This window comes from Bradyrhizobium paxllaeri, assembly GCF_001693515.2.
Lineage (GTDB): Bacteria > Pseudomonadota > Alphaproteobacteria > Rhizobiales > Xanthobacteraceae > Bradyrhizobium > Bradyrhizobium paxllaeri.
The window spans coordinates 6040170-6053602 of the sequence record NZ_CP042968.1 but is presented as its reverse complement, the minus strand read 5'-3'; the positions used below and the strand labels follow the sequence as shown (position 1 = coordinate 6053602).

The 13433-nt window shown below is 60.9% G+C and carries 13 protein-coding genes; 8 read left to right on the top strand and 5 right to left on the bottom strand.

Annotated elements, in window-relative coordinates; all coding sequences use genetic code 11:
• Positions 1-16: 16 nt before the first annotated feature.
• From LMTR21_RS28915 to LMTR21_RS28895, 5 genes are all read left to right on the top strand, one after another.
• Positions 17-832, top strand: coding sequence for an ABC transporter permease (locus LMTR21_RS28915; protein ID WP_065754308.1), 816 nt, complete (start codon positions 17-19; stop codon positions 830-832).
• Positions 833-836: 4 nt separating this feature from the next.
• Complete coding sequence (locus LMTR21_RS28910; RefSeq protein WP_065754517.1) at positions 837-1622, top strand: ABC transporter permease; 786 nt, start codon at positions 837-839, stop codon at positions 1620-1622.
• Positions 1619-2680 (top strand): ABC transporter ATP-binding protein, encoded by a 1062-nt coding sequence (locus LMTR21_RS28905; RefSeq protein ID WP_065754309.1) that lies wholly within the window; start codon positions 1619-1621, stop codon positions 2678-2680. Before LMTR21_RS28910 ends, LMTR21_RS28905 begins: the two co-directional genes overlap by 4 nt.
• 8 nt (positions 2681-2688) lie before the next feature.
• Positions 2689-3528, top strand: coding sequence for a phosphodiesterase (locus LMTR21_RS28900; RefSeq protein ID WP_065754310.1), 840 nt, complete (start codon positions 2689-2691; stop codon positions 3526-3528).
• Positions 3529-3688: 160 nt separating this feature from the next.
• Complete coding sequence (locus LMTR21_RS28895) at positions 3689-4657, top strand: Bug family tripartite tricarboxylate transporter substrate binding protein (protein ID WP_065754311.1); 969 nt, start codon at positions 3689-3691, stop codon at positions 4655-4657.
• 51 nt (positions 4658-4708) lie between these two features.
• Here the strand turns inward: LMTR21_RS28895 and LMTR21_RS28890 are convergent, their stop codons facing one another.
• Positions 4709-4981: a hypothetical protein gene (locus LMTR21_RS28890; protein ID WP_065754312.1), complete on the bottom strand. Its 273-nt coding sequence runs from the start codon at positions 4979-4981 to the stop codon at positions 4709-4711.
• 347 nt (positions 4982-5328) lie between these two features.
• Between LMTR21_RS28890 and LMTR21_RS28885 the strand changes: the two genes are divergently transcribed.
• The 3 genes from LMTR21_RS28885 to LMTR21_RS28875 all read left to right on the top strand — a co-directional run bounded on the left by LMTR21_RS28885 (position 5329) and on the right by LMTR21_RS28875 (position 9972).
• Entirely contained in the window at positions 5329-8529 is a 3201-nt protein-coding gene (locus tag LMTR21_RS28885) for an ATP-binding protein (RefSeq protein ID WP_084030744.1), read from the top strand.
• Between the two features lie 57 nt (positions 8530-8586).
• Positions 8587-9006, top strand: a complete 420-nt coding sequence (locus LMTR21_RS28880) for a hypothetical protein (RefSeq protein ID WP_065754314.1) — start codon at positions 8587-8589, stop codon at positions 9004-9006.
• 231 nt (positions 9007-9237) lie between these two features.
• Positions 9238-9972 (top strand): Crp/Fnr family transcriptional regulator, encoded by a 735-nt coding sequence (locus LMTR21_RS28875; RefSeq protein ID WP_065754315.1) that lies wholly within the window; start codon positions 9238-9240, stop codon positions 9970-9972.
• 113 nt (positions 9973-10085) lie between these two features.
• Here the strand turns inward: LMTR21_RS28875 and LMTR21_RS28870 are convergent, their stop codons facing one another.
• From LMTR21_RS28870 to LMTR21_RS28855, 4 genes are read right to left on the bottom strand one after another with little or no spacing between them, the layout of a single operon-like run.
• Positions 10086-10748: an ATP-binding cassette domain-containing protein gene (locus LMTR21_RS28870; protein WP_065754316.1), complete on the bottom strand. Its 663-nt coding sequence runs from the start codon at positions 10746-10748 to the stop codon at positions 10086-10088.
• A complete protein-coding gene (locus tag LMTR21_RS28865; protein ID WP_065754317.1) occupies positions 10745-11491 on the bottom strand; it encodes an ABC transporter ATP-binding protein in 747 nt (248 codons plus the stop codon). Before LMTR21_RS28865 ends, LMTR21_RS28870 begins: the two co-directional genes overlap by 4 nt.
• Positions 11488-12477 carry a branched-chain amino acid ABC transporter permease gene (locus LMTR21_RS28860; protein ID WP_065754318.1) on the bottom strand — a complete coding sequence of 330 codons (990 nt, stop codon included), beginning with the start codon at positions 12475-12477 and terminating at the stop codon, positions 11488-11490. Before LMTR21_RS28860 ends, LMTR21_RS28865 begins: the two co-directional genes overlap by 4 nt.
• The gene (locus LMTR21_RS28855) at positions 12477-13373 is read right to left on the bottom strand and encodes a branched-chain amino acid ABC transporter permease (protein ID WP_065754319.1); all 897 of its coding nucleotides are present in this window, start codon (positions 13371-13373) and stop codon (positions 12477-12479) included. Before LMTR21_RS28855 ends, LMTR21_RS28860 begins: the two co-directional genes overlap by 1 nt.
• Positions 13374-13433 lie beyond the last annotated feature (60 nt).

Below are 13433 nucleotides of genomic sequence, written 5' to 3'. Positions count from 1 at the left end.
GGGGCGCTAACCTCTGATGTCACATAGGTCCTTTGTCTGGTTATGCTTGCTGCCGCTTGCGGCAGTGACAGCGGCATTTTTCCTGTTGCCGATGGGGCGGCTGGTCGTAACCGGGGCAGGGGGACCGCAGGGGCTTGCGGGATATCTCGCGATCCTGGCCGAGCCGCGTTACCGTGCGACCCTCGTCAACACGGTCCTGCTCGCCGCCGCGACCACCATCGTAACCCTGGTCGTGGCGACGATCGCCGGGATGTTCCTGCAGCGGCATCGTTTCCCCGGCCGCGCCGTTCTGATTGCGATGTTGACCTTTCCACTGGCGTTTCCCGGCGTGGTGGTCGGCTTCATGATCATTCTGCTTGCCGGCCGACAGGGCCTGATCGGCGACTTCTCCAACCGCCTGTTTGGCGAGAAGCTGGTCTTTGCCTATTCGATCTACGGCCTGTTTCTCGGTTATCTCTATTTCTCCATCCCGCGCGTTATTCTCACGGTCATGGCGGCGGTACAGAAGCTCGATGTCGGCCTGGAGGAGGCCGCGCGTTCGCTGGGTGCGGGCCCATGGGCGGTGCAGCGCGACGTGGTTCTGCCAGCGCTGGCGCCAGCCTTCGTCGCCTCCGGTGCTATTGCTTTTGCGACCGCGATGGGGGCGTTCGGCACGGCGTTCACGTTGGCGACGAACATCGATGTGCTGCCGATGCTGATCTATACCGAGTTCACGCTGGCTGCGAATTTGTCGATTTCCGCCGCGCTGTCGGTCGGCCTTGGCATCATCACCTGGTTCATTCTTGCGCTTGCCCGTTCCTTCAGCGGAAGCGCCGTCGCGGCTGCCGGATGAGACCATGCGCGACCGCCTGATCTTCACCGGCCAACTCATTTTCACGCTGCTGGTCGCCTCCTTCCTGGTGGTGCCCGCGATCCTGTCGATCTCTGCCGGCGTCACGGTGAATTACTTTCGCGGTATCCAGTCCGGCGTCACCCTGCAATGGGTAATGCAGGTGTGGGAGCTCTATGCCGGCACCATCCTGCTGTCGTTCGTCGTTGCCTTCGCGACTCTTGCCGTGACACTCGCCGCAGGCGTTCCGGCCGCCTATGCCTTGCATGTGCGGGGCGGGCGGCTGTCACGGATCGTCGAAGAAATCATCACCCTGCCGTTGGCGATTCCAGGCCTCGCCATCGCGCTGGCACTGCTCCTGACCTACGGGGGCTTCGGCAATTTTCGCCGCTCCTGGCTGTTCATTCTTGTGGGCCACGTCATCTTCACGATGCCCTTCATGGTGCGATCGGTCATGGCGGTATTCGCGACCGTTGACATTAAAACGCTGGACGAGGGCGCGGCATCGCTCGGCGCATCGCCGTGGCGGCGCTTCCGCGACGTAATCGTGCCCAATGCTCTGCCGGGTATATTGGCGGGCAGCCTGATGGTGGTGACGCTGTCGCTTGGCGAATTCAACCTGACCTGGATGCTGCATACGCCGTTGACCAAGACGTTGCCGATCGGGCTCGCCGACAGCTATGCCTCGATGCGGCTCGAGGTCGCTTCCGCCTATACGCTGATCTTCTTCGTAATGATCATTCCGCTGCTGGTTGCCATGCAGTTGTTCGCCGAGAAGGAAATAAAGAAATGAGTGCGGAGGCCGGACACGGCGCCTCGGTGCGTATCGAGGCTTGCGGCAAGACCTTTGCCGACGGAACGCGCGCGCTCGAACCCGCGACGCTCGACATCGCCCGCGGTGAAACGCTGGTGCTGCTCGGCCCCTCCGGCTGCGGCAAGACCACCATGCTGCGCATCATTGCGGGGCTCGAGCGGCCCGATGCCGGCGGCAGGGTGCTGTTCGACGGCAAGGACATGACGGCGGTGCCGATCGAGCGGCGCAATGTCGGCATGGTGTTTCAGTCCTACGCGCTTTTCCCCAACATGACCGTCGCAGACAATATCGGCTATGGCCTGAAGATTCGCGGGATGCCGGACAAGGAGCGGGCGGCGCGCGTCGCCGAACTGGTGGCGCTGACCAACATTTCGGGCCTCGAGAACCGCCGCATCGACCAGCTTTCCGGTGGCCAACGTCAGCGCGTGGCGCTGGCGCGCGCGGTCGCGATCCGGCCGGGCATCCTGTTGCTGGACGAACCCTTGACCGCGCTTGATGCTGCGTTGCGCGACCGGCTGCGCGGGGAGCTGAATCGCCTGCTGCGTGCGCTCGGTATCACCACGATTTACGTGACGCATGATCAGTCCGAGGCGATGGAGCTCGGTGATCGCATTGTCGTCATGCAGAGGGGCGCAATTGCCCAGATCGGCACGCCGCGGGAGATCTACTTCACGCCGCGAAGTCGCTTCGTCGCCGAATTCATCGGTGCCGCGAATATCGTCGAAGCGGCCATCGAGGACGGTCATCTCGTGTTGCCGGGCGGGCGGCAGCCGATTCATTGCGATGGTGACATGCCGGCGGCGGTTGCGATGATCCGCCCGGAAACCATCCACGTAGCGGTAGCCAGAAGTGCGTCGCTTTCGGGCACGATCGACAGCGTCAGCTTCATCGGAGACAGGCAAAGGCTGGTCGTCAGTGGCGCATCCAGCAGGTTGCTCACGGTCGACGCACCGAATACGGTTCAAGCAAGGCCGGGTGAACGGATCGGACTATTGATTTCACCCGACGCTGTCCGTCTGCTGCCGCCCGAGAACTGAGAAGGCCGATGTCGCCAAAGCCGATTTATATTGCCCAGATTTCCGACCTGCATATCAAGCCGCCGGGATCGCTCGCCTATGGCAGAGTGGATACGGCAAAGGCGCTCGAACGTTGTGTGGCTGCCCTGAACGAGTTCGAGCCGACACCCAATTTTGTGGTGATTTCGGGCGATCTGGCTGATACGCCGACGGCAGAGGAATATCAATATCTCAAGCGGTTGCTGGCGCCGCTGAAACTTCCATTTGCCGCTATCCCCGGCAATCACGATTCGCGCGAGTTAATGCGCGCCGCGTTTCCTTCCGCTTCGTACGCCTTCGTATCCGGACCACTCAACCAGAAGATCGAAGTGGCTGAGCTCGATCTGCTGTTGCTCGACTCAAGTGTGGATCGGAAGCCGCACGGCGAACTCGAAGGGGCCTCGCTGCAATGGCTTGACGCAACCCTGGCTTCGTCGCCCGACCGGCCAGCCCTGCTGTTTCTACACCACCCGCCGTTCAAGGCGGGCATCTGGCACATGGACCGCCAGAATCTCCTCAACGCAAGCGACCTGGCGCCGATCGTGCGCCGTCATCCGCGCGTGCAATTGATCGCAACCGGGCATGTGCACCGCGCGGCGCTGACCATGTTTGCGGGCGTGCCGACCACAATCTGTCCGGCTCCGAATCATGCGGTCGACCTCGACCTGGCCGAGCTGCGCGGGCCCTCTTTCAAGGTCGAGCCGCCGGCCTTCCATCTTCACAGCTGGTTTCCTGGTGAGGGAGGCGGCACCATCGTCACCCACCAGGTCCCGATCGGGAGTTTCGACGGTCCGCATCCGTTTTTTGGACCAGATGGAAAGTTGCTTTAGCTGCTGCGTCCTGCCGGTTGGCCTGGCGGATTGATTCGCCGGTCGGGCCATTTCGCTTCTGGGCCGATTGCAAAACGAGACGTTCGCGCGCACACTTTCTCCAAGAAAATCGCGGCTTCGACTAGGCAATTTTGCCGCGGATAAGGTTTGGGGAGCACAAATGCGCTTGATCCATTTTCTGATTCCAGCGTTCGCGCTGTTTTCAAGCCACCAGGCGCTCGCTCAAGCGAACTATCCGGACCGCCCCATCAAGATGATCGTGCCGCTGGCCGCGGCCAGCGCGGTCGATGTCGCTGCGCGGATCGTGACCCAGAAGATGGCCGACAATATGGGCCAGCAAATCGTGATCCTGAATCAGCCCGGCGCATCAGGGCTGATCGGGGCGGAGGCCGTCGCCCGGGCTGAGCCGGATGGCTACACGATCGGTGGGTTCAACGACAGCATCATGACCATGGTGCCGAACCTTCAATCCAAGATGCGCTGGGATATTCTGAAGGACTTTGAACAGGTGTCGCTGGTCGCGACGGTGGAATGGGGGCTGATTGCCAGCAATCAGGCACCCATCAAGAGTGCAGCGGATCTGATCGCGGCTGCGAAGGCAACACCCGGCAAGATCGATTATGGCTCCGGCGGACCGGGAAGCCCGCAGCATCTGGCGATGGCGATGTTCGCGTCGGCTGCCGGCATCTCGTTGACGCATGTGCCGTATAAAGGGGCCACCCAGGCTGCAACCGACATTGCCGCAGGCCAGATTCCCGTCGGTTTCCAGGGGCTGGGCACCGTCGCAACGCTGGTGCGTGGCGGCCAGCTCAAGCTGATCGGGGTAACCACCGAGAAGAGATTGGCGCAATTCCCCGACGTGCCGACCGTCTCGGAATCAGGTTTGCCCGGCTTCTTCTTCAATTCATGGTTCGCGATTCTTGCGCCTGCTGGCACCCCGAAGGATATTATTGCCCGGCTGAACGCCGAGGTGCTGAAGGCCGTCGGCGATCAGGATGTGCGCCGAAAACTTGAAGAGCTGGGTTTTGCGGTGCGCGGCAGTTCAGCCGAGGAGCTGCGTGCCATGACGCGCGATCAGCTCGCGAAGTATGAGCGCGTGATCAAGGAAACGGGAATCGCCAAGGAATAGCCGCCGGCGCATAGCGCCACAGGCGCCTGCAGCCAGCGGCCGGTCCCGCAATCAATAGCAGGCGTAACGGCGCCCGCCGCGGCCGACATAGTAGTCAGCGCCCATCGCACAGGGACTAACCCCCCACGCATAAGCTCCGCGAATCTGGTTTCGCCGCTGGTAGTCGCCGGTATAGGGGCTGTTGGCTCCCTTGTTCTGGCAGTTTGCGTTCGGATAGAACTGCGCGCAGTAGCCGGGATTGTAGACGACCTCCTGCGCGGCGGCCGGCGCTGAGACGGCAGTGGAAAGGAGGGCGGCTACGCCCAGCAAGGCGAATTTCGTCATGGATATTCTCCTTAAAAGACAGATCAAGGGGCGCCGGCTCAAGCCTATTCGGTCCCGTGCGCGGGTGGGGGCAACGGTCAATCTGAGCCGTTAGTGCCGCGCATGGAGGAAAGGTTCACGGAGCCATGTATGACATGGCGGGCTGTCCGGCATCCCCTAGTTGCATGGCATGTTATCTGCTAGGAGAATCCCGGTTATGTTTGAATCAATTGCCTTCAGATCCCTCCGAGATCCAGTGCACCATGGCTTGTCCGTCCGAACGCCCACCGATCCCGACTGCTGACGTAAAGGCTTGTTCGCCCACGATCTTTCGCTAGTCTGAACAAGGTGGATGGAGGAAGCTGAGGGTGTCTTGCCAGGTCTGTTCGTCGACGCTGAGAGCTGGCGATCTGTTTTGCTCTGCATGCGGCGCGGCCGCGCCCAACCATCCAGTGAGCCCATCTGTTTCCGAAGCGCGCGGCCGTATTGCCGGCGAGCGGAAATTCCTCACCGTGCTTTGCTCCGACCTGCAGCGTTCGACCGATCTGATTTCGGAGCTCGACCCCGAGGAAGCGATTTCCCGCCTCGAGCCGGCCTTGATCGCCATGCGCACGGCAGTTCGCCGCAGCCGCGGCATCGTCAGCAAGGAAGGTGGTGACGGGCTGATTGCCTTGTTTGGCGCACCGCACGCGGACGACAATCACGCCGTGCTGGCCTGTCATGCAGCCCTCGAACTCGTCAGGCGCATCAAGCTGCTGAACGATCCGGAGCTTCACGTGCGGGTCGGCGTTCATTCCGGCTATGTCGTCGCGCATGTCATCGAAGCGGACTTCTCGTCGATCTATGAAGCGGGCGGGCCGGCGGTCCATCTGGTGAAGCGGTTCGAGAGCGCGGCGAATGCCGGACAGATCCTTGCTTCGGAGTCCTGCCAGAGCCTGGCGACCGGAATCGTGACCTTCAAGGCCCTGCCGCCGAAACGGCTGGAGGGATTTCCCGCACCGGTGCCTTGTTATGAGGCCGTCGAGATCAGTGGTCTCAGCCGCTGGCGAGCCCGGTCGACGGGTGGTCTTTCATCCTTCGTCGGTCGGAACGAGCAGATTTCGCAACTGGAGCGCACGGCACAGCTAGTCGGCCCTTCCGGGAAGATCGCTGCCATAGTGGGAACGGCTGGAATAGGGAAGTCCCGTGTAGTCCACGAATTCGTGGCTACCTTGCGGCAACGTGATTGGCAGGTGATCGAAGCTGAGGGCAATCCACTCGAACAAGCAGTTCCCTATGCCCTGCTGAAGAAGCTTCTTCAAAGCGCGCTGCAGCCAGAGAATCTCGTCGTTGCCGATCAAGCAGGCTCAAGCGAGGTCCTTGCGTCGGCGGACGCCGAGGTTTGGCCGGCGGCACTCAATTCTGTTCTAGATCAGCCCGTCGGGGATCCGCGCTGGCGTAATCTTGAGCCGCTGCTGCGACGGCGTGTAATTATCGATGCCGTTCGCAATATGCTGGATCGGATGGTCTCGTCGCGACCCACGGTGCTATTGCTGGAGGATTTGCATTGGATCGACGGCCAAAGCGAGACCGTCGTTGAAGCTCTGATGTCGCTTGCGGCAACCCGCCCGTTGCTGGTGCTGCTGACGTGGCGGACCGAATATACGCCGGAGTGGCTTGAGAATCGCGATGTGCTGCGGATCTGGCTTCGATCGCTCGACGCCGCGTCGGCAAACATGTTGCTCGACAATCTGTTGGGCACTGCTCCCGATCTCGATGCGCTCAAGGCCCGCATCCTCCGCCATACCGGACAGATCCCGCTATTCATCGAGGAGGTTGCCCGGCAGTTCATCAATCGGCGCGACGCTGGGGGGATCGGCGGCGATGCATCCTGGGACACTCTGGAAATTCCCCCCACTGTCCAGGGGGTGATCGCATCGCGTATCGATCGTTTGCCGAAAGAAGACAAGGCGCTTCTGCAACTCGCTTCGGTTCTCGGACCGCGCGTGTCGCCAAATCTGCTCGCCACTGTCACCGATATGCCGGCGGCGCAATTGCAAAGCCGGCTTTGGTCGCTGGAGGTTCTGGACTTTCTCGAGGAGGTGCGGTCAGTCCCGTCGGTTGAATACGTGTTTGCCCACGACCTTATTCGCGAGGTTGCCTACGAATCCATTCTCCGCTCGCAGCGCGAGGTGCTGCACCGGCGAATTCTAACGGCGCTGGAAGCAACCTCGGTTGGACGCGAGGAAGATGTTGCGGAAGCGCTTTGCCATCACGCAATCAAGTCCCAGGACTGGAGCAAGGTTGACCGATATGGCCATTTGGCCGCCAGGAAGGCGTTTGCCAGATCGGCGTTCCGTGACGCTACGGAATATTTCAAGGCCGCCATGGATGCGGTGGACATGCAGCCGGAATCGACGGCCCGTGAACAACGGGCGATCGATCTGCGCATCGAAGCGCGGCTCTCGTTCGTGTCGTTTGGAAGCATCGAGGAATGGTTCAGTCTTGGTCAGGACGGCGAGGCGCGGTCCCGGAAGATTGGCGATGAAAAACGCCGGCTGGCCTCCATCGCGATCAGGGCGGCGGCGCTGAACTTTTACGGGACGCCCTATGAAGCGATCGCGGTGGCGGAAGAGGCCGTCGCGCTGGCCAACCAGATGAACAACTCCCCCTGGCTTTGCTTTGTCGAATATGGCCTGGGCCAATCATATTTTCTGGCTGGACGATTTCGGGATGCACAACGCCATCTCGCAAAGGCAACTGCATTGCTTGCGAGTGCGCCGAACAACGTCCCGCCGGGGACAACGGGATCCAGCCTCCTGGTGCTCTGCCGCATGATGAGCGCCATCGTTCATGCGTGGCTCGGCGAATTCGACGAGGCCGAACATTGCTCCGAAGAGGCGAGTATCCTGGCGGAAACGAACGACCGCCCTTATGACATGATCGCAGCCGACTACGGGCGCGGGGTCGTGCAACTGATGCGTGGCGATTTTGAAGAGGCAGAAAGCGCCCTCGATCAGGCCCTTCGTGTTTCGCGCGAAAGCGAGGTGCGTCTATTTCAGCCTCTCATCATGAGCGCACTGGGAAGCCTCTACTCGCAGCAGGGACATGCCGTGCGTGCGACAGAGATCCTGTTGCGGGCGAAGGATGAAGCCGACAAGCTTGGTCATGAAACCAGCAAAGTCGCCGTCTCGGCGTATCTCGGCGCGGCCTATGGCCAGCTCGGAGAAGTCCAGCACGCATTGTCTCTCTTGCACGCTTGCGAGGCCAGCGCGAGGCAGAAGGGATATGCGGGCATCGAAGCGCTGGCGGCGAGCGCGGAGGCGAATATCCTGGCGTCCCAAGGCGGGCACTTGCTTGAGGAGGCCATGGACTGCCTCCAACGAACGATCGAATTCACCGCCAAGCTCGGAGCGCTGCCCTTCCTGGGCACGGCCAAGGGACTGCTGTCCCGGCTCCTGGCGGCTTCGGGGCGGACAGACGAAGCGAGGGAGGAGCTGGTCCAGGCGATCACGCTCTTCGACCAATCAAAAATGACTGTACATCTAGAACGTGCTAAGGCCGAACTCTCCAATTTCTCTGATATTTGACATATTGTGGCCACGTTGCGGCCACGGCAACTGGCGCCGCTATTCAAGGAGCAAGAAATGGGTGGATTAGTCTACAGCGGAAAATTTGAAGAACACATCAATGAATTATATAGCCCGCAGAATATCAACAAAACCGCGAAGAAGTTCAAAGAGTACGAGAAGAAGAACGGTGCTTATGCGTTCGGTAAGTTCACGAAATTCCTGGTGCCGAAGAAGGAAAACTGGGCCGGCGAATCCGGATCGACCGAGGGGCATGACAAGTGGGAAAAGCACTCTGGAGCAATTCCAAAGGCGATCCGCGACAAGATTACCGAAGTCATTGCGACCAATCTCAGATCGCCCAATCCGATGCCGCTGGTGCTGAAGGTCGGCGAGAACGTCGATGGTACGCATGACCTGAAGGTTCGGATCTTTGCCCATAATGGCCACATGCATATCGGGCTTCACATGCTTTGCCCGAATTCCGCGCTGAAATAGCCTCGTCAGAATTGGAATTAGCCAGCAAGACCATTGGGTTTTGCTGGCTTTTTGCTGCAATATCCCGCCCGCCGGAACGGGCCGTGCGGTCCAGCCATGGTTCTGCCGCCAAGGCATGGGCTGTCTTAGGTCCGCCAAATCGACGCGGCCGTGCGCTTTCCGGTTGAAAAGCCTGCCTGCCTTGATTACGGAAGGGGTGCAATCCCTTGTTTCCCCTGGAGTTTGACTGGCGTGCCTCAACAAAGGACGGGTGAAGCTCACGGATTCCCGAGCGGTAAACTGTCGGTTTTGCGCAAGCACCCGGCCTTTGCCGACCTTGAGCTTGAGGCGTTCGAGCAGCTGTGCCGTTACGCCAAACATACCACGCTGAAGCGGGGAACCACGCTGTTCTCCAAGGGAGACCCCGGCAACAGCCTCTACGCTGTCATTTCGGGCACAGTGAAGATGAGCATTTCTTCACCGGATGGGCGGAACGCCATTCTCAATATCGTTGGGCCTGGCGAAATTTTTGGCGAAATCGCACTGCTCGACGGAAAGGCCCGCTCTGCCGACGCCATTGCAAACAGTAATTGCGAACTCTTCGTCATCGACCGGCGCGAATTCATTCCTTTTGTGAAGGGGCAACCGGCGCTGGCGATGAAGTTCATCGAATTGCTCTGCGACCGTTTGCGATCGACCAGCGATCAGGTCGAGCAGATCATCCTGCAGAATCTGCCAGGACGGCTGGCCAGCGCGCTGCTTCGCCTGTCCGAAAAGCATAAATCCGAGCCGCAGGGTCGAACCATCGCGATCACCCAGCAGGAGATCAGCGAGATGGTCGGCATGACCCGGGAGAGCATCAACAAGCAATTGCGCGCCTGGGCAGGCCGCGACTGGGTCCGCCTCGAGCATGGTGCCATCGTCGTGTTGAACGCCGAGAAGCTTCATGATCTCGCCGAAGCAGGATCCGGACACGACGGCGAATGACCGGGTCGCGAAGCTGCAGGAGCGAGGTCCGTACGCTCAGGGCTCGCTAAAGCGCGGTGACTTTTCTTCGAATCGTCATCGGAAAACCGCTACACACTTTTCCGGATCATGCTCTAAGGTACGGGATTGGCGCCACGTTCAATCGTGAATTCCATGTCAATCAGTCCACGCGAGTGATTCAGGTCCGATTGCGACATCAGCAAGGTCAGATCCTTGCCCTTGAGAGATGCAAGCACCTCCGACAGCCGTTCCGAAAGCGCTGGAGCAATGCCTTCGAACGGCTCGTCAAGCAGCAAGCACTTGGTGCCAATGGCGAGCGCGCGGCCGAGCGCGACCAGCTTTTGCTGTCCGCCGCTCAGCAGTAGCGCCTTGCGCTGCCGCATCTCGGTGAGTTCGCCGATCACCTCATAGACGAAGTCGAGCCGGGCCTTGCGGTCGAGGTGCCCGGCGACCCACAACGGCAACATGATGTTTTCCTCGACCGTCAACTGAGGCACCAGGCAGCGATCTTCCGGCATGTAGCCGATTCCGAGTGCAGCGCGCGCATGGCGCGGACGGGACGAGAGGTCGCTGTCTTCGAACCGCACCATGCCCCTGGCCGGCGTAAGGTGTCCCATGATTGAACGCATCAGCGTCGTCTTGCCGGCGCCGTTGCGGCCTACCAGACTGACCATGGCGCCCTTCGCAACGTGCATTGTAAAGCCGCGCAACGCCGGCATCGACTGGATCTCGACGACGAGATTGTCGATTGCGAGCAACGGCGCCGCGTCATTCATCGCACGCTCCCGGTGACGTAGCGGCGGACTTCCTGATTATTCAGCACGTCGGCGGGCGCTCCATCAGCCAGAACCCGGCCCTGATAGAACGCCACCACGCGATCGGCATAGCGGCTGACGATTTCCATATCGTGCTCGACAAATACGATGGTCGCTGCGTCGGGCGCGACGGCGTGGATGACACGGTCCATGGTCGTGAACTTTTCTTCCGCCGATACGCCGGAGGTCGGCTCGTCCAGCAGCAGCAGTTTTGGGCGGCGCACCAACGCCATGGCGATGTCGATCAGTTTGCGCACGCCCCCCGCAAGCTCCGAGATCGGGCGATCGGCCAGATCGGCAAGACCAAAGCGTTGCAGCAATTCGACGGCCTTGTCTCGGCGGCCCTGGGCCTCCGCCGGCGCTCGGAGTGACATCCGTGTGCCGATGCCGGAAATCGCCACGGTGAGATTTTCGGCGGCGGTAAGCTCGACAAACAGTTGCGGAATCTGGAAGGAGCGGGAGATACCGAGCCGGGCGACGCTTCGCGGCGAACGTCTGCCGATGTCCATTCCGTCGAGCAGGATCGTTCCGCTGTCGGGTTTGAGATAGCCGGTGACCATGTTGACGAAGGTGGTCTTTCCGGCGCCGTTGGCGCCGATCAGGCTGATCTTCTGACCGGCCGGAATATCGAGGGTGAGCGCATCGGCCGCAACCACCGCACCAAACCGCTTCTCGAGCTGGCGTACCGAAAGAACCGGGGTCACGGTGCGGCTCCTCGTTCGGCGGTGAGGGGAGCCGCAGCCGAGATGCGCCGCTTGCGCCGGTCCCTGATCCAGAGCGAACCGATGCCGCGCGGCAGAAACAGAATGACGCCCAGCAGGAAGACACCGAGCACGAGCTGCCAGGTATTGGGCAAATAGAGATTCGAGAACGAACGGACCAGTTCCAGCGCCATCGAGGCGACAAAGACAGCGGCCACGCTCTGGTTGCCGGCAAGCACCGCCACGAAAACGAATTCGCCCGATGTGGTCCAGTATGCGAATTGTGGATCGATATGCCGCTGCGCCATCAGGGCAAAGGCGCCGCTGGCGCCGGCGAAAATGGCGGCGATCAGGAAGTTGATCGATATGATCCGGTTGGCCGAGAGGCCGAGATATTCGACTCGCAGGTTGTTTTCACGCACCGCAAGGCTGGCAAGACCGAATTCGGACCGGAACAGGATGGTCGCGGCGATGCCGGCAAATCCGGTCACGATGACCGAGACGGCATACAGCATGAAGTCGGCCTCGCGCGGATCGGTGAAGCTCATGCCAAACAGGCTCGGCCGTCCGACATTGAACCCGTCGGAGCCGCCAAGCGCGGTCGATTTCACCAGCGCGCCGTAAAACACCATCGATAGCGCCAATGTCAGCATGCCGAAGAAAATTCCGCTGTAGCGTGCGATCAACGGCCCGATGACCAGGCCGAGCAGCCCACCGCAAGCCGCGCCGACGATCACCTGTGCCACCGCGTCGGTGAGACCCCAGGCGTTGGCGATCAGCGCCACGCCATAGCCGCCGGCGGCAAAGAACAGACCCTGGCCGAACGACACGTTGCCGGTGCGTGCCAGCACGACGATGCCAAGGGCGATCAGCGCATTGGAGGCTGCAATCGTCGCCAGCGACAAGGTCCAGGTCGGGAGTGCGCGGCCGGCCAGCGTCACCACGGCGACAAGGGCGATCATGACCAGGGGATGCAGGCCTGTCTTCATCAAATCCGCCTTGCCATTTCACGCTTGAACAGGCCCTCAGGGCGAAACATCAGCACTGCCGCCATGATCAAATAGATCATGAACAGTTCGGCTTGCGGCATCAGATGCACCGACGCAGCGCGTGCCAGCCCAACCAGAATCGCGCCGACTGCCGCCCCCTCGACGCTGCCCAGCCCTCCGATCACGACGATTGCGAAGCTCAGGATGATGACATCAGAACTGAGGCCAGGCTGCATCGATATTTTCGGCGCGGTCAGGGCGCCGGCGAGGGCGGCGAGCAGGACGCCGAACGCAAATGCGATCGCATAGACGCGGTTGACGCGGACGCCCATGCTCACGCTCATTTCCTCGTTATGGATGACGGCAAGCACGATTTTTCCGATCACGGTGCGATTGAGACCGAACCAGATCGCAAAGCCGATCACGGCTGAAATCGGTATCAGCACCAGATCGTAGCCGACGTAATAGAGCCCGGCGAATTCGATATTGCCGAACAGCTCGTATGGCTGCGTCGCATAGATCGGATTGACACCCCAGATCAGCTTGGTGACATCTTCAAGGATCAGAAACACGGCGTAGGTCACGAGCAGCAGCACCACTTCGTCCCGGCCATAGAACATTTTCAGGAGGCCGCGTTCCAGCAGAAGTCCGACGGCGGACGCAATCAACGCCACCGAGAGCAGCATCGCGACGAACCCAACGCTTGGGGGGAGGCTGCGCGCGGCCACCATGGTTACGACGGTTGCCGCTATGTAGGCGCCGAGGGCGTAGAAGCTGCCGTGGGCGATGTTGAGGATTTTCAGTACGCCGAATACCAGCGTCAGCCCAAGGGCGACGATGAACAGCCACGAGGCTTGAATCAGGCCATCGAGAATGATCGTCAAAAAGAAATTCATGGCGACGGGATCACGCGGTCCTGAGCGAACGGAAGGCAGCAGCGCGGACTTCAGGCCCGC

Bases quoted from the DNA above. Each gene is read 5' to 3' on its own strand.
- LMTR21_RS28860 (WP_065754318.1), bottom strand. From the start codon at position 12,477: ATGAAGACAGGCCTGCATCCCCTGGTCATGATCGCCCTTGTCGCCGTG.
- LMTR21_RS28870 (WP_065754316.1), bottom strand. From the start codon at position 10,748: ATGAATGACGCGGCGCCGTTGCTCGCAATCGACAATCTCGTCGTCGAG.
- LMTR21_RS28895 (WP_065754311.1), top strand. From the start codon at position 3,689: ATGCGCTTGATCCATTTTCTGATTCCAGCGTTCGCGCTGTTTTCAAGC.
- LMTR21_RS28890 (WP_065754312.1), bottom strand. From the start codon at position 4,981: ATGACGAAATTCGCCTTGCTGGGCGTAGCCGCCCTCCTTTCCACTGCC.
- LMTR21_RS28900 (WP_065754310.1), top strand. From the start codon at position 2,689: ATGTCGCCAAAGCCGATTTATATTGCCCAGATTTCCGACCTGCATATC.
- LMTR21_RS28905 (WP_065754309.1), top strand. From the start codon at position 1,619: ATGAGTGCGGAGGCCGGACACGGCGCCTCGGTGCGTATCGAGGCTTGC.
- LMTR21_RS28910 (WP_065754517.1), top strand. From the start codon at position 837: ATGCGCGACCGCCTGATCTTCACCGGCCAACTCATTTTCACGCTGCTG.
- LMTR21_RS28855 (WP_065754319.1), bottom strand. From the start codon at position 13,373: ATGAATTTCTTTTTGACGATCATTCTCGATGGCCTGATTCAAGCCTCG.
- LMTR21_RS28880 (WP_065754314.1), top strand. From the start codon at position 8,587: ATGGGTGGATTAGTCTACAGCGGAAAATTTGAAGAACACATCAATGAA.
- LMTR21_RS28915 (WP_065754308.1), top strand. From the start codon at position 17: ATGTCACATAGGTCCTTTGTCTGGTTATGCTTGCTGCCGCTTGCGGCA.